Genomic DNA, 22079 nt, shown 5'->3' on the forward strand with positions numbered 1-22079 from the left:
GGTTCTCTGCGATGGTCTCACCCTCACATCGTAGGGTTTCCGCTCGCCGCAGGAGGGGGGACCAGCGCGATCCGCACCCGGGGCCGGACACGCGGAAGGCCGGGTCCCGAGGACCCGGCCTTCCGTGCGGTGGGCGGCCGCGGGGGCCGCCGGTGGTGCTACTTGCGCAGCAGCTTCTTGAGGAACACGAGGAACGCGGTGCCCGCGGCGACGGCCACCGCCAGCGGCTGCCACCGCTCGCTCAGCACGTCCGACGCCGCCGTGGAACCCTCCGGCCGCACGCCCTGGGTGCCGCCCTTGGAGGCGAGAGTGCTCTTCACGGACTCCTGGGTGGCGGTGAAGGTGCGCGAGGTGCGGTTCACGAACCCCTGGGTGGCGCTCTGGACGGAGTCCACGCGGTTCTGGGCGTCGTCCCGCAGGCTCTTGAGGTGCTCGCGGCGCAGCTTGAGACGGTGGCGCAGCTGCTCCTCCGTGGGCTGCACGGGCTTGACCCGGTTGGGGTCGTTGGCCGCCTCTTCCTTCTCGCGCTGCTTGCGCTGCTCGGCCTCGTTGATGTCGCGCTGCACGCGGCCCTCGTTGTACGCCGAGCCCTCCTTGACCACGCCGAGGTCGTAGCGCAGCCCGAAGATGGTCTTCTCGGGCATCAGCGGCAGGGCGCTCTTGATCTTGGAGACGCCGACCAGCGCGAGCACGGCCAGCACCACGAGGAACACCACGGCCAGCAGCAGCGCGGCGAGCCACGCGGGCATCACGTGGGAGAGCCCGGCGATGGCCGCACCGATCAGCGCGATCACGGCGAGCCCCAGGAACACCAGGCCCACCACGGCGAACGCGGCACCCACGCCCACCTTGATGCCCTTCTCCTTGAGCTCGAGGACGGCCAGCTGGGCCTCGTCCTTGAGCTGCTTCGGCAGCAGCCGGACGAAGACCTTCACGACATCCGTGATGGACGCCGCGCCGGGCCTCTTGGTGCTGCGATTGGCTGCCGTGGGTGAGTGGCCGCTGTTGGGGCCCACTGCATGGCTCATGCCGCCTCCGATGGGTGCGTGATGGTGGGTGAACGTCGATCTGATCTCAAAATACCATTCACCGGGGCACCGGAAGGCACTGCGGGAGCGTGACGCAGGGGCCCCGGCGACTCACTGCAGGCGCCCGTCCTCCATGGTCACGCACCGGTCCGCGAGGGGCACGAACTCGGTGTCGTGGGTGACCACCAGGGACGCGAGACCGAACTGGTGCGTGAGCTCGGCGAGCAGCTCCATGATGCTGCGCGAGCGCTCCTGGTCCAGTGCCGCGGTGGGCTCGTCCACGAGCAGCAGCTGGGGGTCGTTCATCAGGGCCCGGGCGATGTTCACCCGTTGCCGCTGTCCGCCCGAGAGCTGGTGCGGGCGGCGGTCGCCGCAGTCCACGAGACCGACCTTCTGCAGCAGCTCGTCCGCACGGGTCTTGGCCTCCTTCAGTTCCTTGCCGCGGGCACCGGCCACGTGGGCGGCCAGCACGAGCTGCTCGCGGGAGGTCAGGGCGGCCAGCAGGTTGGGCTGCTGGAAGACCATGCCGGTGTGGCCCCGGCGGATCCGGGCGAGGTCCTTCTCGGGCAGCTCGGTGAGGGACTGTCCCGCGACCATCACGGTGCCCGAGGTGGGCTTGATGAGCGCGGCGGCCACGGCCAGCAGGGAGGACTTGCCAGACCCGGACGGGCCGATCAGCGCGGTCATGTCCCCGCGCTGCAGCTCCAGGGACACGTGGTCCAAGGCGCGCACGGTGCGCGGGGTGCCGTCGTTGGCCGTGCCGTCCGGGTACTCGAGCGAGACGTCCCGGACGCTCAGGGCCGGCGCGGCGGCGTCATCGACCGCCACGGAACGCTCGGCCTGCGGTGCGTGACCGGCCTCGTGCTCGTGCCGGGGTTCGTGGTGCCCGACGTGGTGACCCTCGTGGGTGTCCGCGCGGTGGCGCGGTTCGGCGTCAGAAACATGCATGGTCAGTTACCTCCCAGAGCAATCATCGGATCCACCGTCGAGACGCGGCGCACGGCGAGCAGCGAGCCCAGCAGACCGAGCACGAGCACCCCGACCATCGGCAGGGCCACGCTGGCCGCGCTCAGCTCGAACGGCACCGCGGAGCCCGCGAGCATCCCGCCGAGCAGGCCCAGGGCACCGCCGATGAGCACGCCCAGGGTGAGCACCACGGCGGCCTGCACCAGCGAGTCCCCCACCACGTAGCCGCGGCTCGCGCCGAGGGCGCGCAGCACCGCGATGTCACGCGTGCGCTGGATGGTCCAGACCGTGAGGAAGGAGATCACCACCAGGGCGCTGATGCCGTAGAGGAAGCCCTGCATCATCAGCAGCGAGCCGCGCTCGGACTGGTAGGCGGGCAGGGCCGCGAGGGAGTCCTTGGTGCTCAGGGCCACGGTGTCGGTGTCGTCCTGCACGTTCTGCGGGGCGTCGTCGGTGGTCAGCGCCAGCGCGGTGGCCTGCTCGTCCTGGGACGTGTGGGCCACTGCCGGGAAGTCCTCGATGCTGAGCCACGCCACGGGCACGTGGCTGTAGTATTCGTTGTCCACCACACCGGCGGTCTTCAAGGCAGTCCCGCCCATGGACACGGTGTCCCCGGTGGAGACCTTGAGGTCCTGCGCGAGGGTCTCGCTCAGGACCACCTCGCCCTTGCCCGCGTGGGTCTGCCCCGAGCTCGCGCTCAGCCCGGAGGCGAGCGAGGAGCCCGGTTCCAGGGCCATGGCGGCGGCCGCGGTGGTGTCCGCGCGCGACGCCGCGTCCTGGCCGCCCTGGGGCTCGGCACCGCTGCGGATGCTGGTCTGGGCGATGCCCAGCCGCTCCACGGAGTCCTTGCCCACCGCGTCACGCCAGGCGTCCACCTGCTTCTGGTCGATCTGCGACGTGGTGAAGGACGGGGTGCCGGAGTCGCCCGGCGGGGCGGTGAGGACGAGGCGCTGGGCCTGCAGGCGTTCGAGGGCCGAGGTGTTCTGGTGACCCAGTCCGTTGGTCAGGCCCGTGAGCAGGACCAGCAGCAGGGTGATCAGGGCCACGACCGTGGCCAGCAGGGTGAACCGGCCCTTGGCGAACGTGATGTCCCTCAGGGACAAGAACATGGGGGAACTCCCGTGACGTAGTGACAACGACTACGTCCATTGTGCTCAGCGGCGGGCGGCGCGGGATCGCCAGCGCGGTTGAAACCCGCGTTCCGGGTGGTTGATCCCGGGATCAACCGAACGGTTGATGTGCCGCGAGCGGGGGTGCGTACCATGATCTCGGAGTTCGGACCCTTCTGCGCGCCGGTCGGCTCCCTCCACCGTCCCCGCCCAGGAAGGCACGCCGTGCCCCAGGAACTGTCCACCCCGGCCCTGCTGCGGGTCATGCGCGTGAGCCTGCACGTGAGTTTCGCGGCGCTGCTCGGGCTCGCGGTGCTGCGCACGGCGATGGGCGCCTCCTCCGGGGACGCGTCCGCGGTGGGCACCGCCGTGGTGCTGTGCCTCGCGGGTCTGCTGGCCCTCACGTACGTGCTGGGCACCACAGTGGAGAACCGGGTGGCGCGCGGCCGTGCGGACCGGGGGCGGCTGCGCTGGACCCCCGTGTGGCTCGGCTCGGTGACCCTGCTGTGGGTGGTGCTGGCCCTGTTGAGCCGGGACTTCGCGTGGGTCGTGTTCCCCCTCTTCTTCCTGTACCCCGTGCTGCTGCCGCCGGTCGTCGCGCTCACGGGGATCGTGGTGCTCACGGGTGTGGTGGTGCTCTCGCAGCTGCTGCACGTCCCCGCGGGCACCTTCACCGCGCCGATGGCCGTGGGGCCGAGCATCGGGGCGGCGGTCGCGGTGCTGGTCAGCTACGGCTACCGCGCGCTGTACCGGGACGCCCGCCGTCACCTGCGCGTGATCCGCCAGCTGGAGTCCACGCGCGCGGAGCTGGCCCGGCGCGAGCGCACCGCGGGCACCATGACCGAGCGGGAGCGGCTCTCCCGGGAGATCCACGACACCCTCGCACAGGGGCTGACCTCCATCGTGCTGGTCTCCCGAGCCGCCCAGCAGGCGCTGGAGCGGGACGAGCGGGACGTCGCCGCCGCGCGCCTGGCGACCATCGAGGACACCGCCGCGGCCAACCTCGCCGAGGCCCGCCGCTTCGTGCGGGACCTCGCCTCCCCCGCCCTGGACGAGTCCCTGCCCAGCGCGCTCGACGAGGTGTGCCGGCGCACCGAGGAGGGCGCCCGCGCGGCCGGCGCCGGGCTGACGTGCGAGTTCTCCGTGCAGGGCACCGTCCCGCAGCTCACGGACCGTCAGCGCACCCTGTTCATCCGGGCCACCCAGTCCACCCTGGCCAACGTGCTCTCCCACGCCCGCGCCTCGCGCGTGGTGGTGACCCTGGAGGGGTGGGAGGACGCCGTCACGCTGGACGTGGTGGACGACGGCGTGGGCTTCGACCCCCGCGCCCTGGCCCGTGCCGAGCGGGACGACTCGTTCGGACTCTCCCACCTGCGACGCCGCGCGGCCGAGGTGGGCGCCGAGCTCACCGTGGAGTCCGAGCCGCGCCACGGCACGGCCGTGAACGTGCGGCTGCCCCTCGGGGGCGTCCCGCCCTCGCCCGTGGCCGGCCCCGGGGCTACCGGCGACCGCCGCGCCCCGGGCACAGTCGCCCCCGGTGCCCCAAGCGCGGTCGTCCCCGGCGCCCCGGGCGCCGTCGCTCCCGACACCCCGAGCGCCGTCGCTCCCGACACCCCGGACGCGGAGGACCGCCGCGGAAGCAAGAACGACGACGCCGCGCCGGTTCCGCGCGAGCGCGTGGGCGCCGCGGCGGCGTCGTCCCCCGAGACCGAGACCCCCCGAACCGAAGGCAGGCGCACCGCATGACCACCCGAGTGCTGCTCGTGGACGACCACCCCGTGGTGCGGGCCGGGCTGCGCGCCGTGCTGGAGTCCCTGGGGGACATCACGGTGTGCGCCGAGGCCCAGGACGGCCGCGCGGCCCTGGAGAGGCTGGGCACCGAGGACCACGGCGTGGACGTGGTGGTCATGGACCTGCAGATGGGCCGCGGGATGGGAGGGCTCGAGGCCACGCGGCGCATCGTGGCCTCCGGCGGGCCGCCCGTGCTGATCCTCACCACGTACGACACCCAGGCGGACGTGGTGGCCGCCCTGGAGGCCGGCGCCACCGGCTACCTGCTCAAGGACGCGCAGCCCGAAGCCATCGGCCAGGCCGTGCACGACGCCGCCGCGGGGCGCCCGGTGCTCTCCCCCTCGGTCACGGCGCGGCTCATGACCCAGGTCCGCACCCCGGCGGCTTCCCTGAGCCCGCGGGAGATCGAGATCCTCCGCGGGCTGGCCACGGGTGCCTCGAACCGGGCCCTCGCGAAGTCCCTGTTCATCTCCGAGGCCACCGTGAAGACCCACCTGGTGCACATCTACGACAAGCTCGGCGTGGACAACCGCACCGCCGCCGTGAGCCGCGCCCGGGAGGAGCACGTCATCTGAGGCCGCGGCCCCGTGGGCGTGCCGCGCAGGGCCTCGCCCGCCACAGCGTACGCCGCGCCCGAGCTGAGGCCCGCGAAGAGGGCGTGGTCCCGGCAGAGGGACACGGCTCCCGCGCGGGCCACCTCGGCACTGACCCAGTGGATCTCGCGGTAGAGCCCGTGCCGGACGTTGCGGAACTCGATCGAGCTGCCGATCCCGGCGATCAGCATGTCCGGGTCCTCCGTGTCCTGCGACCCGAAGGTCACCGAGCCGAACGGCTGGAGGCCCGTGAGGTGCACGTCCAGCCCCGAGGCCGCGAGACCCAGGGCCAGCGCCCCGCTGGAGGCGCCCGAGCCCACGGGGACCACCAGCTCCACGGCCTCCCAGCCCTCCCGCCGCAGCCTCAGCCCGAGATCCCGGGCGAGGTCCTGGTAGCCGCGGTAGTGCACGGCGTCGTGGCACTGCCGCATCCAGTGCCAGTCCGGGTGCTCGTCCAGCAGCTCGCGCACCCGGGCCACACGACGGTCCTGGTCCGCACGCAGGGACCTGGAGGGCGGCATCTGCTCGAGACGCACACCCAGCATGCCCAGCTGCAGCCGGAGGGTCTCGTCGATGGTCGTGGATCCCAAGACCACGCAGCGCAGCCCCGCCTCGTGGCACGCGAGTGCGAGCGCCAGCGCGTAGATCCCGCTGGACGAGTCCACCACGGTCCCGCTGGGTGCGATCCGTCCCTCCCGCAGCAGCCGCCGCACGGCACCGCGCGCGGAGAGCACCTTCATCACCTCGAAGCGCAGGGCGAGCAGTCCAGGTTGCAGGCGGATGAGATCCGGGGCCCCCACGGCCTGGGAGGCGTGGTCCAGGATCTCCGGAAGAGGGTGCTGCTCGGCGCGTCGTGTGCTCATGCTCCGCTCCAGACGTGGTCGATGGTTCGTGGCAGGCCCATTGCATCGAGGGCCGCCCGCGCCTCCCGTGCGCGCTGGGCGGCGCGGGGCCGGGCGGCGTCGAGGACGACGGCGCACACCGTGCCGCTGTGGACGATCTGGACTCCCACGCCACCGGTCTCCCGGGTGATCCGCAGCAGGTCGGGAAGCTCCGGTTTGGGCAGCCGGGACTCGTTGAGCCGGGCCGATCGCGTTGCCGCACGCCCCCAGCAGTGCGGCGTTGCGCTCACGCACGCCGCGCTCCAGGTCGCGCAGCATCCGAGCGCACTCCCGGAGCTCCCCCGCGGAGTAGTCCGGGGCCGCGAGCGCGGGACGGGCGGGCGGCAACGTTGGCCCACGCGTCAGCCGAGCGGGACCCGCCGAGCCGGAACCGGTGAGCGGGCGGCGTCGTGCGCCGGTGCGTCAGCGGGCGGCGGCCCGGGCGATCAGCTCGGCGGTGCGACGCGGCTGGTCGAGCATCACGAAGTGCCCGCTGCGGGAAACCACCACGGAGCACACCGAGGTCTCCCCCGCGAGCCGCGTGGCCTGCGCGAGGACGTGGCGCACCCACCGGGACAGCCCCGGCCGGGGCACGCGGCCGTTGGCGGCCACCACCGTGAGGGGCACCCCGGGGTCCAGGGGCAGCCGGGCCCGCAGTTCGCGGAGCCGGTTCATGCACGCCACGTAGCCCGCGAGCTCGCGCAAGGAGGCCAGCAGCGTGTTGGGCGCGGAGGCCTCGGCGCGCAGACCGCCCATCACCCGGGCCACGCGCAGCCGCCCGGGCACGAGGATTACCGAGACCGCCGGCCCCACGAGGCACCAGAGCCGGCGCACGGCCCGGGAGCGGGCGGCGGGGTGCGTGCGGTGGCGGAAGCGGCGGGCGGCACGGGCCTCGTCGTGGGCCCGGTCGGCTCCCTCGGCCTCGGGGACGGAGCCGTCGAGCAGCACGAGGGATGCCAGGCGCCCGGGGTGCAGCCGGGCCGCGGCCTCCACGACGGCCGCACCGAAGGAGTGGCCCACCGCGGTGACGGGTCCGGTGACGTGCAGGGCGTCGAGGACGGCGAGCAGGCGGGCGGCCTCCGCGTCCAGGTCCGGGAGGGTCTCGGGGACCGTCTGGCCCGGTGCGCATCCGGGGCGGTCCAGCACGATCACGCGGTGGTCCCCGCGCAGCAGCTCGACCACCGGGGCCCAGTCCCACAGCACGGAGGCCACGCCCGACGAGCACACGAGCGCCGGGCCGGAGCCGATGTCCAGCAGCCGGACCGGCACACCCCGGACCGGGACCTCGCTCAGGTGCTCGCGCCACAGTGCGGCGGTGGACCGGTTCACGCCGCAACCGCCCGGGGTGCCGCGCGCACCCGGTCCACGACCGGCAGGCCCGCGACGGCCACGAGCCACGCGACGATCGCGACCATCGAGATCCGCTGCGTGATCCCTTCCGTGGGGATCCTGGTGAGCAGGGCGTCCACCGCGGACAGGGCGATGGTCACGACGCCCACCCAGCTGGCGATCCGGGTCACCCGGTCCGCGGCGGTGCTCAGCACCAGCGACGCGAGCATGGCCACCACGAACGCCGTCCCCGCCACGGCAGAGGATGCGGTATGCATGTGGTGCTGCAGCGGCAGCGTTCCCGCGGCCTCGGCGGCGGCGCACTCGGGTGAGACCGAGGGCGCGCACGTCATGGGATTGATGGCGTCCACCACCGTGGCCGCACCCGCCACGGCCAGCGCCGCGCACCACACCCGCACGGCCCACCGCGCACGACGCCGCGTGGGCCGGGAGGCGTCCAGCCCACCGAACCCGCCCGGCAATCCGCGCCACAGCGTGCGGGCCCGGCCGTAGGAGAGCACCGCCAACACGATCAGCAGCATCCCGGCCACCCCGTCCGTGGTGCGCAGCAGGGTGGCCGCGGGACGGTCCGCCACGAAGTACTCGGAGGCGTAGGACGTCCACGGATGCAGCTGCGGGTCCAGCAGCGGGGCCACGAGCCACGTGGAGTAGATGACTGCGATCAGCAGGCTCAGGCGACGGGACGCGAGGGTCATGGAGCTGGATCACCCGCCTGCATCGTCGTGGAACTGCTAATCGTCAGCGACCGCTCACTCTACTAGGACAGGGCGCCGTCCCAAGGTGCCACGGGGAGCCCCGCAGCTCAGCGTCCCCTGGCCGGTCGGCACCGCCGCGAGGCCCGGGATCATCTCGGGGTGGCGGGGTTCCGCACGGTGTGGTTGCCGCGGGGATCAGTCACGGGACGCCAGCTCCTCCGCGGTGCGGGCCAGGCGTTCGCGCTGGGCGGTGTCAGCGGCCATGTCCGCGGCGGTCCAGGCCAGGCTCAGACCGCCCTCCCACATCGCGGCGTCCGCCGCGGGCAGCGCGCAGTAGCGCTCGAACTCGGGTTCGTGGCACGTGGCGCCCTCGGCCTCCACCAGGATGGTGGGGTGGATCGCGGGGACCCGCAGCGAGACGTTGGCCATGTCCGTGGAGCCGGCCAGGCGGCGTCGTCGGCTCATGGGGGCGTCCGTGAAGACGCGGCCCAGCGACTCGGCGTTGGCCCGGTACGCGGCGACCATGGGGTCGTCGTTGCGGAACTCGGAGAACGCGGGCCAGTCGTCGTGGACCTCCAGCGTGCAGCCGGTGGCCAGGGCACCGGCCTCAAAGCAGCGCAGCAGGCGTTCCTTGGCGCCGCCGGGGCCCTCGAGCTGGGCGAGGGTGTCCGCGCGGGCGTCGTAGGCCAGGCGGGCGCGGTGCGGGACCACGTTGGGGGCGTCCCCGGCGCTGCGCACGATGCCGTGCACCAGCTCGCCGGGCTGCAGGTGCTGGCGCAGCAGCCCGATGGCCACCTGCGCCACGGTGGCGGCGTCCCCCGCGTTGACGCCCTGGTGCGGCGCCTCGGCGGAGTGGGCGGGCTTGCCCGTGTACTCGATCTCCAGGTCCACGACGGCGCGCGTGACGTGGTCCGCGTTCTCCTCGTCGCCGGGGTGCAACATCATGGCCGCGTGGACGCCGTCGAAGACACCCTCGTTCAGCATGAGGATCTTGCCGCCGCCGTACTCCTCGGCGGGGGTGCCGAAGACCTTGACGGTGAGGTCCAGCTCGTCCGCGACCGCGGCCAGGCTGATCCCCGCCAGCAGGCCGGAGGCGGCAATGATGTTGTGTCCGCACGCGTGCCCCACGCCGGGCAGGGCGTCCAGCTCCGCGCAGATGCCGACGATGAACGGCCCCGTCCCGTAGGACGCCACGAACGCGGTGTCCAGGTTCGCCACCCCGGCCTCCACGCTGAAACCGTGGCGTTCCAGGACCGTGGTGAGCTTCGCTGCGGTCCGTGTCTCCTCGAAGGCGATCTCCGGGTCCGCGTGCACCGCGTGGCTCAGGGCGACGACCTCGTCGCGCGCCTGCTCCGCGGCCTCCCGGATGCGCTGCTTGACGCGCGTCAGCCGCTCAGCGCCCTGTCCGTCGAACGTGCCGCTGACCTGCGGGCGCACGCGGCCCGCTCCCCCGGTCGGGGACTGTTCCGCCATGGTGATCCTCCTCCACTGCCTGTGATGCGGGCCTCAACCCTAGGGGGTGGGGAGATTCGGGGCATCTTCACAGGCGGGCGGTTCACCAGGTGAGATGAGTGGGGTGATCGCGCGCCCCGGCGCGCGGCCATGCGGTGGGAGGGACGACGGTGCTGGGTCAGGCATGCACGGCCGGTGCCGCCTCGTCATCCTCTGCGGGCAACTTGCCCGGGACGCCGTCGCGCATGTCCCGGAAGGTCTTGAAGCTGGCCCAGAGTACCGCCGTGAGGGGGACCGCCAGCAGCGCACCGGCCACCCCGCCCTCGTGGGCGCCGATGGCCAGGGCCGCGATGATCACCACGCCGTGCAGGCTCAGTGCCGTGCCCATGACCTTGGGCTGCAGTCCCCCTGACGCAGCCCTCGGCCGTTGCCTTGCCCGGTTCTCTGGGGGTGAGCCTGCCCCCGAGGAGGGCAGGCCGCCCGCAGCTTTCTTAGTCGCCATGTTGCTGAACCGTACTGGAGTTGGTCGCTGGTACCCCAGACACACTGAGGTACATGAGTTCACGGTGAAGGCTGTGTCGGAAACAATGACGGTATGGGAACGCATGCGTGGCGCAACTGGCGGGCTAGCCTCCAGCCAACGACGGAGATACCTGCCCGTTACGAGGACGCTATTTATTCTGATGCTCGCTTTCTCGGCGAGAGGCTCGAGTTGGGGCCGTACACCATCTTGCCGACCTTCGCGAGCACCGCCCCCATGCCAGTGGCCCTGGTGCTCCGATGTGAGATGCGCAGGTCCTTGGAGCCGGGTCTCATCGACCACACGACCGGCAAGCTGCTCCCGGCGGACTCTAGCGGCTACCACGGCGGCACGGTGTCCGATGAACTCGCCGCGCTGCTCTCCTTGGCGTTGGGCGTGCGGTGCCGTGCCGGAGGCACGGTCCGGGTGTGGGGCTTGACCGACGACGACCCCGCCGGCTACCCGATGGAGCTGGACCGGCAGCACCTCAGTCGACCCGGGCCGCCGGGTCTGGAAGTCCTGCCCAACGTGGTCCGGCAGGTCGAGTTCGCGGACGCCTCGGACCTGCTCTCGACCTTCCCCCATCTGGGTTCTGAGGATGCCTCCGCCCTTGCCCGAGCAGCGCGACTGTACGCCAACGCCTTGTGGTGGGCCAACGAGGACACGAACTTTGCCTGGCTGCAGATGGTGGGAGCCGTGGAAGCCGCGGCCGCCCGCCGCAACGAGGCGGGGCAGCAGCCTCTCAGCACCTTGGAGGAGCTCCAGCCCCGCCTGTGGGAGGCGCTGGACGGAGCGCCGGAAGAGACTAAGCAAAAGGTCGAGGAACTTATGGTGCGGCAATCTAGTGCCACCCGAAAGTTCTTGGGTTTCGTGGAAAACTTCGCCCCACGCGCGCCGCAACCGCGCCCCGCCTTCGGCCTGGACTGGACGCGCTTGCGCAAACACCTGGGGATCATCTACGACCACCGCTCCCGGGCGTTGCACGACGGCCGGCCATTTCCCCACCCGATGCTCGACAAACCCATGCAGGGACCGGACGGACAGCCCAGTGAGGTGCCTGTGGGCATGTCCGCAGCGGCCAAGGGCAGCTCATGGATGGCGAAAGAGATGCCGATGTTGCTGCACACCTTCGAGTACGTTGCCCGAGGAGCCTTGCTTAACTGGTGGCACGATCTCGCACCTGTCGTGAAGAGCCAGCCCTCATAATACGGGCGCTTCGTACCCTTTCTGACTACGTACGGACGGCGACACCCCTTCTCCGACTCCTTGGGAGCGCCCATGTCGTCCACCGTCCAGCCGCGTGGTCCCGGCTACCTGCCGGTCCTGTTCCTTGCCGCCGTCCCTCTGGGGACCTTCCGCTACGACGGGCCGCGCCTGGCACCCGCCGGCGGCCTGCTCGTCGGCCTCGCCCGATGGCTCAGCTGGGCCTTCTGGCTTACGGCCACCCTCGCCTCCCTAGTGGTGGCGCAGCCGCTGGGTTGGCTGCTGCTGGGGTTCTTCGTCTTGTCTGTCCACCCGCGCCGGATCCTCGTCGCGAGGGTAGGTTTCAGCCCTCGCCTGCGTGACTCCGCACTCGTCCTGTGGCGTCTCGGCGGCCGGTGGCTCGTGGCGGCCACAGCCGCCACCGCTGTCGCTGCGCCCGTGGTCACCCTCCTCGACGCCTCCTGGGATGTTGCGCTGGCCCTCCAGGCCGGTGCCGTGATCGTACTGCTGGTGCTCTCCACCGTCTCGGCGTGGCGCTACGCGGACCGGGCGCGGAACGCCCTCGGCATCGCGGGTCCGGAGTAGGTCAGGACTTCTCGAGGTGCGCCTGGACCCGGCGCGCGAAGATGTCTGACGCCTCATCGTAGACCGTGAGGCGATCCTTCTGCTTCGCCGCGTTGTCGGAGGACAGTGCGAGGTCCTGCAGTTCTCGCGCCGGTATAACGAGCCCTGGTGCCAGCAGGCGGAACTCGATGACGACGCGGTTCATCTTCCGGTTCGCCGCGGCGGCCTGTTCGGTATTAAGCCGCAGTTGCTCCGGTGTGGATTGCTCGAGCACCCGAGCCTCTTGGGCGGAGCGGACGTCCTTCGTGCGCTTGAGGCGCCCCACCTCGGCCTCATGGTGGTATTGCGCGGATAACGCCGACACCATGTCCAATCCCGCTTCAATCAGGTCCACGGCCGCCTCCTGCACCGCGTGCCGGCGTTCACCCTCCCGCTGCCGTTCCTCCACGGTGTGGTCCCGGCGCAGCCCGGCCACGTAGTTCAGCACAGTCGTGGTGACGGCGGACGCCACCACGGCGGCTGCGGCGATCACCGCGGCCCAGATCTGCGGACTCCACGAGGCGACTCCATCCATAAGGCGCATACTCCCATGACCCCGACTTCGGGCTGCAGGTGTGTTCTCTGGGCTGGTGTGTCGGCGGCATCCACCGCCGCGGCGGAGTGAAAATGGGGTTATGTCTTGGACCTGGCTCGCAGCCCTCGTGCCCTTCTTCTCCGCCATCGTGGGGGCCGCGGTCGGCGGCCTGGTTGTCCATCGGACCGCGCTGGCACGGGATGCACGCAACGAATAGCGGGTCCGGCGGGTCGAACATCTGATCTCCGCCTATCAGCGCCTGTCCGCGGCCTCCAACCGCAAATGCAACCTCACCCCCGAACAGGCAGCTGATCTCGAGGCCGCACTCAGCGAAGTGATGCTGCTGCTGGGACAGCGCACCGAGATCGGGGCCGCCCGCGCCTTCATGGTGATCTTCGCCGCGGAAAGGGGCGCAGAGCTGGATCCGCTGCTGATAGCTCTGCGCGCGAGCCTACGTTAGGAACTCGGGCTAGACCCGACGCCGTTGCCCAATCCCCACAGCATCCGCCTGTTGCTCTGAAGCCTGTGAAAGAAGGGCAAACCGTGCCCTATCCGGCTCATCCGAATCCAGGGTGTAGTCGGGGTCTGAACCCGCCGGTCTCGAGCAGGGATCTGGCGATGTAGTTGGTCAGGTTGCGGAACCCCAGCGCCGAGCCGCGCAGGTGCTCGAGCCTGCCGTTGATCGCCTCGGTGGGCCCGTTGGAGGTGCTGGGCCGGTCGAAGTAGGCCAGGACGTCGGCGGCGCGCTTCTTCAGCGTCCTGCCGAGCTTGGTGATCTCGACCAGGGCCTTGGGGACGCCGGTGCTGATCGAGTCGATGAGCCGGGCCATCAGCTCGCGGCCGTGGCGCCGGTTCTCGTGGCGGTAGGCGGCGATCATGCGCTGGTAGACGCTCCAGGTGACCTCGACCTCGACGTGGGCGTCGTCGGCGAACAGGGTGTCCAGTCGGTCCTTCTGCTTGTCGTTGAGCAGGTCGGCGCCGGTGGACAGGGTCCGGCGGGCGGCATAGAGCGGGTCGCCCTTGCGGCCGCGGTGCCCACAGATGGCCTGCTGAACTCGCCGTCGGCACTCATCGAGCGCCTCGCCAGCGAGGCGCGTGACGTGGAAGGGATCTAGCACGGTCACCACGTCGGGCAGTTCCTCGACGGCGGCGGTCTTGAACCCGGTGAAGCCGTCCATCGCGACCACCTCCACGCCGTCGCGCCACTCCTGCGGGCGGTCGGCCAGCCAGGTCTTGAACGCCTGCTTGGAGCGTCCTTCGACCATGTCCAGCAGCCGTGCCGGGCCGGTGCCATCTCGCACTGGGGTGAGGTCGATGATCACGGTGACGTACCTGTCGCCGCGACGGGTGTGCCTCCACACGTGCTCATCGACCCCGACGACCTTCACCCCCTCGAAGCGGTGCTCCTCGTCGATCAGCACCCGCTTGCCCTCGGCCATAACGGCGTCGTTGGCGGTGTCCCAGGCCACCCCGAGCCCCTCGGCGACCCGAGCCACGGTCAGGTGCTGGACCACGATCCCTTCCAGCGCCCACCGCAGAGCGCGCCGAGACAACTTGGCCCGGGGCTCGGCCGCGGCGGTGGTGTCCTGGCGCCACACATACCCGCAGCCGCTGCAGCGGTAACGGCGCACGACGACCTCCAGCGTCGTGGGCCGCCAGCCCAGTGGTTCGTGGGCAAGCCGTCGGACCACGGTGTCACGTGGTCTCCCTTCGCAGCCGCAGCGCCGGCACCACTGGTCGGGCTCGACCACCTGACAGGCCAATACGGCACGATCCGGCTCGAGTCGCTGCCCGGTGACAACGAGGCCGAGTTCGTCGAGGCGGCAGAAGGCAGTCAGGTCGGGGCTGGCGAACGCATCAGCGCGCCCGCCGACGGTAGCGTCGTGCACGTCGAGGTCTTTCGGGCTGAGTGTGTAGGAGCTCTCATCCTCGGGAGACCTCGACCTCTATCCGGCCACCGACGCGCCGGCCCGCCGCGCGACGTGCGCTACACCCTCATCTGGGAAGAGCCCCCTATCCGTGCCCGCAGCCGGGTATGAAACAGCCCCTCACCGGTGTTTTTCTGGCGAGGGGCTGTTTTGTAGCTCCCCCGACTGGACTCGAACCAGTAACCCTTCGATTATCCGCTGAGCTCGCCCGCAGAAGCCTGTGCCGCTCGCGCATGATCAGGCCCGGCGCGCGGACGTGTGCGTGGGCCCTTCGAGCTCAGCGACGTTTACCGGCTCATCCGAATCCAGGGTGTAGTCGGGGTCTGAACCCGCCGGTCTCGAGCAGGGATCTGGCGATGTAGTTGGTCAGGTTGCGGAACCCCAGCGCCGAGCCGCGCAGGTGCTCGAGCCTGCCGTTGATCGCCTCGGTGGGCCCGTTGGAGGTGCTGGGCCGGTCGAAGTAGGCCAGGACGTCGGCGGCGCGCTTCTTCAGCGTCCTGCCGAGCTTGGTGATCTCGACCAGGGCCTTGGGGACGCCGGTGCTGATCGAGTCGATGAGCCGGGCCATCAGCTCGCGGCCGTGGCGCCGGTTCTCGTGGCGGTAGGCGGCGATCATGCGCTGGTAGACGCTCCAGGTGACCTCGACCTCGACGTGGGCGTCGTCGGCGAACAGGGTGTCCAGTCGGTCCTTCTGCTTGTCGTTGAGCAGGTCGGCGCCGGTGGACAGGGTCCGGCGGGCGGCATAGAGCGGGTCGCCCTTGCGGCCGCGGTGCCCACAGATGGCCTGCTGAACTCGCCGTCGGCACTCATCGAGCGCCTCGCCAGCGAGGCGCGTGACGTGGAAGGGATCTAGCACGGTCACCACGTCGGGCAGTTCCTCGACGGCGGCGGTCTTGAACCCGGTGAAGCCGTCCATCGCGACCACCTCCACGCCGTCGCGCCACTCCTGCGGGCGGTCGGCCAGCCAGGTCTTGAACGCCTGCTTGGAGCGTCCTTCGACCATGTCCAGCAGCCGTGCCGGGCCGGTGCCATCTCGCACTGGGGTGAGGTCGATGATCACGGTGACGTACCTGTCGCCGCGACGGGTGTGCCTCCACACGTGCTCATCGACCCCGACGACCTTCACCCCCTCGAAGCGGTGCTCCTCGTCGATCAGCACCCGCTTGCCCTCGGCCATAACGGCGTCGTTGGCGGTGTCCCAGGCCACCCCGAGCCCCTCGGCGACCCGAGCCACGGTCAGGTGCTGGACCACGATCCCTTCCAGCGCCCACCGCAGAGCGCGCCGAGACAACTTGGCCCGGGGCTCGGCCGCGGCGGTGGTGTCCTGGCGCCACACATACCCGCAGCCGCTGCAGCGGTAACGGCGCACGACGACCTCCAGCGTCGTGGGCCGCCAGCCCAGTGGTTCGTGGGCAAGCCGTCGGACCACGGTGTCACGTGGTCTCCCTTCGCAGCCGCAGCGCCGGCACCACTGGTCGGGCTCGACCACCTGACAGGCCAATACGGCACGATCCGGCTCGAGTCGCTGCCCGGTGACAACGAGGCCGAGTTCGTCGAGGCGGCAGAAGGCAGTCAGGTCGGGGCTGGCGAACGCATCAGCGCGCCCGCCGACGGTAGCGGGCTCTTCCCAGATGAGGGTGTAGCGCACGTCGCGCGGCGGGCCGGCGCGTCGGTGGCCGGATAGAGGTCGAGGTCTCCCGAGGATGAGAGCTCCTACACACTCAGCCCGAAAGACCTCGACGTGCACGACGCTACCGTCGGCGGGCGCGCTGATGCGTTCGCCAGCCCCGACCTGACTGCCTTCTGCCGCCTCGACGAACTCGGCCTCGTTGTCACCGGGCAGCGACTCGAGCCGGATCGTGCCGTATTGGCCTGTCAGGTGGTCGAGCCCGACCAGTGGTGCCGGCGCTGCGGCTGCGAAGGGAGACCACGTGACACCGTGGTCCGACGGCTTGCCCACGAACCACTGGGCTGGCGGCCCACGACGCTGGAGGTCGTCGTGCGCCGTTACCGCTGCAGCGGCTGCGGGTATGTGTGGCGCCAGGACACCACCGCCGCGGCCGAGCCCCGGGCCAAGTTGTCTCGGCGCGCTCTGCGGTGGGCGCTGGAAGGGATCGTGGTCCAGCACCTGACCGTGGCTCGGGTCGCCGAGGGGCTCGGGGTGGCCTGGGACACCGCCAACGACGCCGTTATGGCCGAGGGCAAGCGGGTGCTGATCGACGAGGAGCACCGCTTCGAGGGGGTGAAGGTCGTCGGGGTCGATGAGCACGTGTGGAGGCACACCCGTCGCGGCGACAGGTACGTCACCGTGATCATCGACCTCACCCCAGTGCGAGATGGCACCGGCCCGGCACGGCTGCTGGACATGGTCGAAGGACGCTCCAAGCAGGCGTTCAAGACCTGGCTGGCCGACCGCCCGCAGGAGTGGCGCGACGGCGTGGAGGTGGTCGCGATGGACGGCTTCACCGGGTTCAAGACCGCCGCCGTCGAGGAACTGCCCGACGTGGTGACCGTGCTAGATCCCTTCCACGTCACGCGCCTCGCTGGCGAGGCGCTCGATGAGTGCCGACGGCGAGTTCAGCAGGCCATCTGTGGGCACCGCGGCCGCAAGGGCGACCCGCTCTATGCCGCCCGCCGGACCCTGTCCACCGGCGCCGACCTGCTCAACGACAAGCAGAAGGACCGACTGGACACCCTGTTCGCCGACGACGCCCACGTCGAGGTCGAGGTCACCTGGAGCGTCTACCAGCGCATGATCGCCGCCTACCGCCACGAGAACCGGCGCCACGGCCGCGAGCTGATGGCCCGGCTCATCGACTCGATCAGCACCGGCGTCCCCAAGGCCCTGGTCGAGATCACCAAGCTCGGCAGGACGCTGAAGAAGCGCGCCGCCGACGTCCTGGCCTACTTCGACCGGCCCAGCACCTCCAACGGGCCCACCGAGGCGATCAACGGCAGGCTCGAGCACCTGCGCGGCTCGGCGCTGGGGTTCCGCAACCTGACCAACTACATCGCCAGATCCCTGCTCGAGACCGGCGGGTTCAGACCCCGACTACACCCTGGATTCGGATGAGCCCGTTTACCCCGCACACTGGCTCGCGTCTGATCGGAAGCCCCGCTGGTGACCCGATATCCACAACCTCCGGTTGTGACGCGCGCGGAGCGGGGCAGCTCCGTAGCGTAAAGGAGAAGAGCAAGAACCACCGACAACGAAAGGACGTGATGGACATGGATTTCATCGACATGCTCGTTGAACTGATCGAGAGCGACACCGGGAACCTCCGCGGCGTCGAGATCATCTCGACCGCCCCGGAAGGTCTCACCGTTGGTGAAGGGCTGATCTCGGGATGAAGATGGAAACCCCCGCCGACATCGCGGCCCTCGCCCCTTGGCTGGTTGGCTACGAGCTCGGCCACAACGACGTCGTGCTCGTCACCCTCGACCGCGACCAGGGCCGCAGCGCCACGACAGGCCCCACCGTCATGTTCCCCTGCGACGACCTCGGCCCCGGCCTCGAGGACGCCGTGCGCGACACCGCACGACGGATCGTCAACGAGTTCCACGGCCAGCCGCTGGCCTTCACCATCGGCTACGGAGACAACGGGGATCTGCTCGCCACGCAGGCGGCCGAGGCCTTCAAGGACGCCCTGGCGATCGACGCTGACACGATCCCGCTGCACTACGACGGATCCCACGTGCAGATGATCACCCCCGACGGGGGCAAAGTCGACTGCGGCCCCCTCCCCGACGTGTCTGCGGAGATGACCGCGCTCGGCAGGCCCACCCCGTCGCTCTCACGCACCATGAAGGACCGCGAGTGGCACCCGGACCCTGTGCCGGGCTACGACGTGCTGCCCGAACCGATCGCTGAGCGCCTGGAAAAGTTCCCGCCCACGGAACGAGCTGAGGAAGCAGTGAAGCTCGCACGTACGCTCTCCGAAGGAACCTCCCCTTACGTGCTAGACGACCAGCGAAGGCTCGCGGGACTGATCAACTCCTCCACCGATCATTGGGTCTCGGACCGGCTGATGATGGAAGCCTGCACCGCACCAACCCCAGCGATGGCAGACACGCTGCGCCAGCTCTACGTGCAGGCACCACCGGAGTACCAGCAGTCCATCGCCGGCCTCGCCGCGATCACCCACTACGCCCAGTACGGCAACAGCCAGGCGCTGCGGGCCGTGAGCACCCAGCTCGATCCCGAGGGCCCCGGGTTCGCCGACGCCAAGATCGTGCACATCCTCGCGAGCACGCTGCCGGAGTTCAAGAAGTTCCAGCAGCAGGTCGCACGAGCCGCCGAACGAGCCACAGAGAGAGACCTCGGAGGCGTCAAGGACATGGAATGGCGCCGCGGCACGCAGCAGCTCCACCCCGCTGCCGGAGCTGAGCGTGCGGCCTCAGCGACGCCGGATGCCTCTCCCCAGGGGGATGGACAGCGCCCGCAGACCCCGCCGCAGATTCCCGGTCACGAGCAGGGTCCGCCCGCGCCACGGCCTGACGGTCCCAGCATGAGATGACCCTCCAATAAGGACAGCGCCCCTGGACCCAGGCTTGTGGTGACCAGGGGCGCTGGCCGTCCTGGCCCTAGGAGAATGTGAGCACCCCCCACTCTACGCGTCATCCCAGCAGTGCTTTTGGGCAAGAATGCCCTGGTCAGCCGATTGATCTGTCACGTCAGCCTCAACGTTCAGTCCCACCTTCTCAAGACCCGCCTCCATGACCGAATTACAGCCATCCGGTAAGTCGGTCATGACGGCGTTCATAGCAGCTTATGACTAAGCTGCAGCCACAGCCAACTACCTCCTGCCAATACGCGTTTAGTCTCCTAAATTATCGGGGAGTGGGGCATTAGACGGAACGGAGAATGTTTCAAATCCCCGGGGGGCAAAGTGTCGAATATAGTTGGCTACCGACATTGTCGCGACACCCCAGTCAGGAAACAACGGGGCACCCCACCCAAATTGACGCGTCGAGTCAAACATGTATTCCGGCATACCCAATTCATTGATGCTCTCCTCCATGTGATCAAACTTCAGGATCTCCTGCGAATAGCTCAGATCACCTATAATCACAGGAGTAGCGTCTGGCAGATCGTGCCGATACCCGAGCCAGCGCCGCAGGGTCCAAGTGGCACGGGAAGGAACGAATTCTTCGAGAGCCTCTCGAAAGGATTTTGCAAATATTTTTGATACGCGACCTCGGGCCGAATCCCAGCCATCCATGTCTTTTCCCACCTCTGACACGGAATATCGCAATCCGTAAAGATCAATATTCCGCAATGGCTCTATCGATTCCACCGCACTGGGAAGAAACGCCGACCACCGACTATAGACGTCATCCTCCTCGTTATACAACGGCAACAACAGGCGATAGTGTGCCAAATTCTTTCCGGCAAGAGTCGAAGGTGTCAGATCCCGGGCTACCCGACTACTACCCTTCATTGCGCACTGCCCAACTTATAGAGTAATCAGTAATATTGGAGCGTACGTCGACAGCCTCCAATGATGGGTAGAACGCCTGGATCACGAACATACGAACCCTTCCCGGGTCAGTGGCGCGAATTGTAACCAAAGTGTTCCCGTCTTCCTCCAGGCTCATACTGCATGGACTTGTTACAGCGCGGGTGCAGTCGTATTCATCGCCGGTGTTTCCGGATAACGGATATCCATTGCTGGCCAACTGATCGAATAAACGTACCTTGACCTCAGTACCAGGGTTTGCGGCGTCAATACGTATCGTAACGGAATCCTGGTCGCGTATCGGTAAGTCGTTTACCGGCAGGGCATCCTCATGCGATATGTCAGATTGCGCGTACCTACCATCGATGCGCCATTGGGTCATAGTCGGTTTTAATAACAAGTTACCGACCCATGCGGATGGTGGTCGCATTGGCGGCGGCGTGTATGCCGTCAATTCCTGCGTCTGTCCAGATCCTAAAGTTTGGTCCTCCGTCAACGGGGCTTCGGCCCCGCACCCCACGAGCGCGAGAGAGGCTGCCGCGACCACGAGGGTCGCAGCGAACCGCCTCACCTGGCAATTAGCAGTTGAAGCGAGAGTCATCGCCAGTACGTGCAAGATAGACGGTGCTACCAATAGTTACACGGTGAGTGGAGCTAGAACGCCAAGTCTGCCATCCCTTGCCCGAGCAAACCGACTTTGCAAATGTTTCCACCGTCTTGCCATTGCCATTCTTACCGCCGTGCGACAGAGCGTAACGCTCACCAAACCAACCTATGTAACCTAGGCTTGTGGACACGTTCTTGTTATTCCCGGGCGTCGGGCATGATGTGCGCGCATGGACGGATGCAAACCCCTGGCTTTTGTGGACGTTCATCGTTTGGCCGGTACAAGCGGAGGCCTTCACAACCGTAGCCACGCCCGCAGCGGTAGCCATGCCGTTCGACGCGGCAGGAGCGGGCGGTGCAGTCAGGGTGGCCTCCGACTGGTCGACAGGCTTTGCATGAGCAGGATCAGTTGCACTAGCCGCGGCACTTGCGGGACTAGACACTCCGGCCAATAACGCACCGGCAACTAAAGCGGTGAAGAGACGGGTTTGCAGCCTTTTTGAGAGAAACATCCGGACGACCTTTCATAGGTGGCCGTGATCAAGCTCACATCACGAGGACCTTCAGGATAGGTCACGACCCCGCCCTAGGTCTAGTACTCCCGTGTCACCAACTCTATTTTCTACTCATCAGCCCCTTTCGCCCGGACGGTACTTCCGAGGTCGCCGGGGGCGGTAGGTGTTGGCAGGAGACTTCCGGAGCACGCTGCAGCCTTCAGCTGCCCACCGTAAGTCATCATTCACACCGGCGCGCTCTCCTCGCCCTGATCTAGTGTTCCTTCACCGAGTTCAGCGCCTTGTAGACCGTGGGTCGGCTGACTCCGAACGCGCGCGCCACGGCCGCTACAGGTTGACCGCCGGCCACCGCGGCGCGCACTGCCGCGGTGCGTTCCTCGTCGAGCTTCGGCTTCGGGCCCGGGTGTCGGCCGGCTGCGCGTGCCCGGGCCACCCCCTCTATCGTGCGTTCCCGCAGCAAGTCCCATTCCCACTCGGCCAGGGTCAGCAACAACGTCAGCATCATTTTCCCCGACGCCGTGGAGGTGTCCAGCTGCACATCCAGGGCCTCCAATCCGATCCCCCGATCAGCGAGCTCCCTCACCGTGCGCAGCGCATCCGGCAACGACCTGCCCAGCCGGTCCAACCGCGCGACCACGAGGACGTCCTTACGATCACGCAGGTAGCCCAACGCCTCAGCCAGCCCGGGCCGCTCGGCCCGAGTTCCACTGATCCGGTCGTGGAACACCTTGGAGCAGCCCGCGGCCGCCAACGCGGCGTCCTGCCCCGCCAGGGACCCTTCCTGGTCACGAGTGCTGACCCGCGCGTAGCCAATCCTCACCGTGGCATCTCCCTGCGTCTTGCCG

At 69.1% G+C, this 22079-nt stretch carries 22 protein-coding genes; 8 read left to right on the forward strand and 14 right to left on the reverse strand.

Going from position 1 to position 22079, the window contains the following annotated elements:
* Positions 1-158 precede the first annotated feature (158 nt).
* The 3 genes from DNL27_RS08750 to DNL27_RS08760 all read right to left on the reverse strand — a co-directional run bounded on the left by DNL27_RS08750 (position 159) and on the right by DNL27_RS08760 (position 3103).
* The gene (locus tag DNL27_RS08750; RefSeq protein ID WP_112235294.1) at positions 159-1028 is read right to left on the reverse strand and encodes a phage holin family protein; all 870 of its coding nucleotides are present in this window, start codon (positions 1026-1028) and stop codon (positions 159-161) included.
* Positions 1029-1139: 111 nt separating this feature from the next.
* Positions 1140-1976: an ABC transporter ATP-binding protein gene (locus DNL27_RS08755; protein WP_239494312.1), complete on the reverse strand. Its 837-nt coding sequence runs from the start codon at positions 1974-1976 to the stop codon at positions 1140-1142.
* A gap of 2 nt (positions 1977-1978) precedes the next feature.
* On the reverse strand, positions 1979-3103 hold the full coding sequence (locus tag DNL27_RS08760; RefSeq protein ID WP_012398699.1) for an ABC transporter permease: 1125 nt from the start codon (positions 3101-3103) through the stop codon (positions 1979-1981).
* 225 nt (positions 3104-3328) lie between these two features.
* Between DNL27_RS08760 and DNL27_RS08765 the strand changes: the two genes are divergently transcribed.
* Together DNL27_RS08765 and DNL27_RS08770 are read left to right on the forward strand one after the other, a co-directional pair.
* Positions 3329-4849 (forward strand): sensor histidine kinase, encoded by a 1521-nt coding sequence (locus DNL27_RS08765; protein WP_112235295.1) that lies wholly within the window; start codon positions 3329-3331, stop codon positions 4847-4849.
* The gene (locus DNL27_RS08770; RefSeq protein WP_112235296.1) at positions 4846-5469 is read left to right on the forward strand and encodes a response regulator transcription factor; all 624 of its coding nucleotides are present in this window, start codon (positions 4846-4848) and stop codon (positions 5467-5469) included. The genes DNL27_RS08765 and DNL27_RS08770 overlap by 4 nt, the downstream gene beginning before the upstream one ends.
* Here DNL27_RS08770 and DNL27_RS08775 read toward each other — a convergent pair.
* From DNL27_RS08775 to DNL27_RS12460, 6 genes are all read right to left on the reverse strand, one after another.
* Positions 5400-6350, reverse strand: a complete 951-nt coding sequence (locus tag DNL27_RS08775; protein ID WP_112235297.1) for a pyridoxal-phosphate dependent enzyme — start codon at positions 6348-6350, stop codon at positions 5400-5402. The genes DNL27_RS08770 and DNL27_RS08775 overlap by 70 nt on opposite strands.
* Positions 6347-6619, reverse strand: a complete 273-nt coding sequence (locus tag DNL27_RS08780) for a hypothetical protein (RefSeq protein WP_162627110.1) — start codon at positions 6617-6619, stop codon at positions 6347-6349. The genes DNL27_RS08775 and DNL27_RS08780 overlap by 4 nt, the downstream gene beginning before the upstream one ends.
* 172 nt (positions 6620-6791) lie before the next feature.
* Entirely contained in the window at positions 6792-7697 is a 906-nt protein-coding gene (locus DNL27_RS08785) for an alpha/beta fold hydrolase (protein WP_112235299.1), read from the reverse strand.
* The gene (locus DNL27_RS08790; protein ID WP_112235300.1) at positions 7694-8413 is read right to left on the reverse strand and encodes a DUF998 domain-containing protein; all 720 of its coding nucleotides are present in this window, start codon (positions 8411-8413) and stop codon (positions 7694-7696) included. The genes DNL27_RS08785 and DNL27_RS08790 overlap by 4 nt, the downstream gene beginning before the upstream one ends.
* Before the next feature lie 195 nt (positions 8414-8608).
* On the reverse strand, positions 8609-9886 hold the full coding sequence (locus DNL27_RS08795; protein WP_112235301.1) for a M20 family metallopeptidase: 1278 nt from the start codon (positions 9884-9886) through the stop codon (positions 8609-8611).
* Between the two features lie 157 nt (positions 9887-10043).
* Complete coding sequence (locus DNL27_RS12460) at positions 10044-10253, reverse strand: hypothetical protein (RefSeq protein WP_239494313.1); 210 nt, start codon at positions 10251-10253, stop codon at positions 10044-10046.
* 207 nt (positions 10254-10460) lie between these two features.
* On the opposite strand from DNL27_RS12460, the gene DNL27_RS12465 reads away from it, so the two are divergent.
* Complete coding sequence (locus DNL27_RS12465) at positions 10461-11591, forward strand: hypothetical protein (protein WP_239494315.1); 1131 nt, start codon at positions 10461-10463, stop codon at positions 11589-11591.
* Between the two features lie 72 nt (positions 11592-11663).
* Positions 11664-12173: a hypothetical protein gene (locus tag DNL27_RS08810; protein ID WP_112235304.1), complete on the forward strand. Its 510-nt coding sequence runs from the start codon at positions 11664-11666 to the stop codon at positions 12171-12173.
* Position 12174: 1 nt separating this feature from the next.
* Here DNL27_RS08810 and DNL27_RS08815 read toward each other — a convergent pair whose 3' ends face one another.
* Positions 12175-12726, reverse strand: a complete 552-nt coding sequence (locus tag DNL27_RS08815) for a hypothetical protein (protein WP_112235305.1) — start codon at positions 12724-12726, stop codon at positions 12175-12177.
* Between the two features lie 334 nt (positions 12727-13060).
* Between DNL27_RS08815 and DNL27_RS12555 the strand changes: the two genes are divergently transcribed.
* Positions 13061-13186 (forward strand): hypothetical protein, encoded by a 126-nt coding sequence (locus DNL27_RS12555; protein WP_255416970.1) that lies wholly within the window; start codon positions 13061-13063, stop codon positions 13184-13186.
* 97 nt (positions 13187-13283) lie between these two features.
* Here DNL27_RS12555 and DNL27_RS08820 read toward each other — a convergent pair whose 3' ends face one another.
* Both DNL27_RS08820 and DNL27_RS08825 read right to left on the reverse strand, forming a co-directional pair.
* Positions 13284-14615: an ISL3-like element ISPfr3 family transposase gene (locus DNL27_RS08820; RefSeq protein WP_087137594.1), complete on the reverse strand. Its 1332-nt coding sequence runs from the start codon at positions 14613-14615 to the stop codon at positions 13284-13286.
* Between the two features lie 334 nt (positions 14616-14949).
* The gene (locus DNL27_RS08825; RefSeq protein WP_112235784.1) at positions 14950-16287 is read right to left on the reverse strand and encodes an ISL3-like element ISPfr3 family transposase; all 1338 of its coding nucleotides are present in this window, start codon (positions 16285-16287) and stop codon (positions 14950-14952) included.
* Between the two features lie 108 nt (positions 16288-16395).
* On the opposite strand from DNL27_RS08825, the gene DNL27_RS08830 reads away from it, so the two are divergent.
* The 3 genes from DNL27_RS08830 to DNL27_RS08835 all read left to right on the forward strand — a co-directional run bounded on the left by DNL27_RS08830 (position 16396) and on the right by DNL27_RS08835 (position 19171).
* Positions 16396-17727, forward strand: coding sequence for an ISL3-like element ISPfr3 family transposase (locus tag DNL27_RS08830; RefSeq protein ID WP_087137594.1), 1332 nt, complete (start codon positions 16396-16398; stop codon positions 17725-17727).
* Between the two features lie 155 nt (positions 17728-17882).
* Complete coding sequence (locus DNL27_RS12560; RefSeq protein WP_255416971.1) at positions 17883-18005, forward strand: hypothetical protein; 123 nt, start codon at positions 17883-17885, stop codon at positions 18003-18005.
* Positions 18002-19171 (forward strand): DUF4192 family protein, encoded by a 1170-nt coding sequence (locus DNL27_RS08835; protein WP_112235306.1) that lies wholly within the window; start codon positions 18002-18004, stop codon positions 19169-19171. Before DNL27_RS12560 ends, DNL27_RS08835 begins: the two co-directional genes overlap by 4 nt.
* Positions 19172-19471: 300 nt before the next feature.
* On the opposite strand, the gene DNL27_RS12155 is transcribed toward DNL27_RS08835, so the two are convergent.
* Both DNL27_RS12155 and DNL27_RS08840 read right to left on the reverse strand, forming a co-directional pair.
* Entirely contained in the window at positions 19472-20095 is a 624-nt protein-coding gene (locus tag DNL27_RS12155; protein WP_162627112.1) for a hypothetical protein, read from the reverse strand.
* Positions 20096-21487: 1392 nt separating this feature from the next.
* Positions 21488-22054, reverse strand: a complete 567-nt coding sequence (locus tag DNL27_RS08840; protein ID WP_112235307.1) for a recombinase family protein — start codon at positions 22052-22054, stop codon at positions 21488-21490.
* Positions 22055-22079: the final 25 nt, after the last annotated feature.

It is taken from the genome of Kocuria sp. BT304 (assembly GCF_003290245.1).
In the GTDB taxonomy this organism is placed as follows: Bacteria; Actinomycetota; Actinomycetes; order Actinomycetales; family Micrococcaceae; genus Kocuria; species Kocuria rhizophila_A.

Excerpts from the sequence above, each read along its gene's own strand:
- DNL27_RS08750 (WP_112235294.1), bottom strand. The coding sequence starts at position 1,028 with ATGAGCCATGCAGTGGGCCCCAACAGCGGCCACTCACCCACGGCAGCC.
- DNL27_RS08755 (WP_239494312.1), bottom strand. The coding sequence starts at position 1,976 with ATGCATGTTTCTGACGCCGAACCGCGCCACCGCGCGGACACCCACGAG.
- DNL27_RS08760 (WP_012398699.1), bottom strand. The coding sequence starts at position 3,103 with ATGTTCTTGTCCCTGAGGGACATCACGTTCGCCAAGGGCCGGTTCACC.
- DNL27_RS08770 (WP_112235296.1), top strand. The coding sequence starts at position 4,846 with ATGACCACCCGAGTGCTGCTCGTGGACGACCACCCCGTGGTGCGGGCC.
- DNL27_RS08775 (WP_112235297.1), bottom strand. The coding sequence starts at position 6,350 with ATGAGCACACGACGCGCCGAGCAGCACCCTCTTCCGGAGATCCTGGAC.
- DNL27_RS08790 (WP_112235300.1), bottom strand. The coding sequence starts at position 8,413 with ATGACCCTCGCGTCCCGTCGCCTGAGCCTGCTGATCGCAGTCATCTAC.
- DNL27_RS08795 (WP_112235301.1), bottom strand. The coding sequence starts at position 9,886 with ATGGCGGAACAGTCCCCGACCGGGGGAGCGGGCCGCGTGCGCCCGCAG.
- DNL27_RS12460 (WP_239494313.1), bottom strand. The coding sequence starts at position 10,253 with ATGGGCACGGCACTGAGCCTGCACGGCGTGGTGATCATCGCGGCCCTG.
- DNL27_RS12465 (WP_239494315.1), top strand. The coding sequence starts at position 10,461 with ATGGGAACGCATGCGTGGCGCAACTGGCGGGCTAGCCTCCAGCCAACG.
- DNL27_RS08810 (WP_112235304.1), top strand. The coding sequence starts at position 11,664 with ATGTCGTCCACCGTCCAGCCGCGTGGTCCCGGCTACCTGCCGGTCCTG.
- DNL27_RS08815 (WP_112235305.1), bottom strand. The coding sequence starts at position 12,726 with ATGGATGGAGTCGCCTCGTGGAGTCCGCAGATCTGGGCCGCGGTGATC.
- DNL27_RS12560 (WP_255416971.1), top strand. The coding sequence starts at position 17,883 with ATGGATTTCATCGACATGCTCGTTGAACTGATCGAGAGCGACACCGGG.
- DNL27_RS08835 (WP_112235306.1), top strand. The coding sequence starts at position 18,002 with ATGAAGATGGAAACCCCCGCCGACATCGCGGCCCTCGCCCCTTGGCTG.
- DNL27_RS12155 (WP_162627112.1), bottom strand. The coding sequence starts at position 20,095 with ATGAAGGGTAGTAGTCGGGTAGCCCGGGATCTGACACCTTCGACTCTT.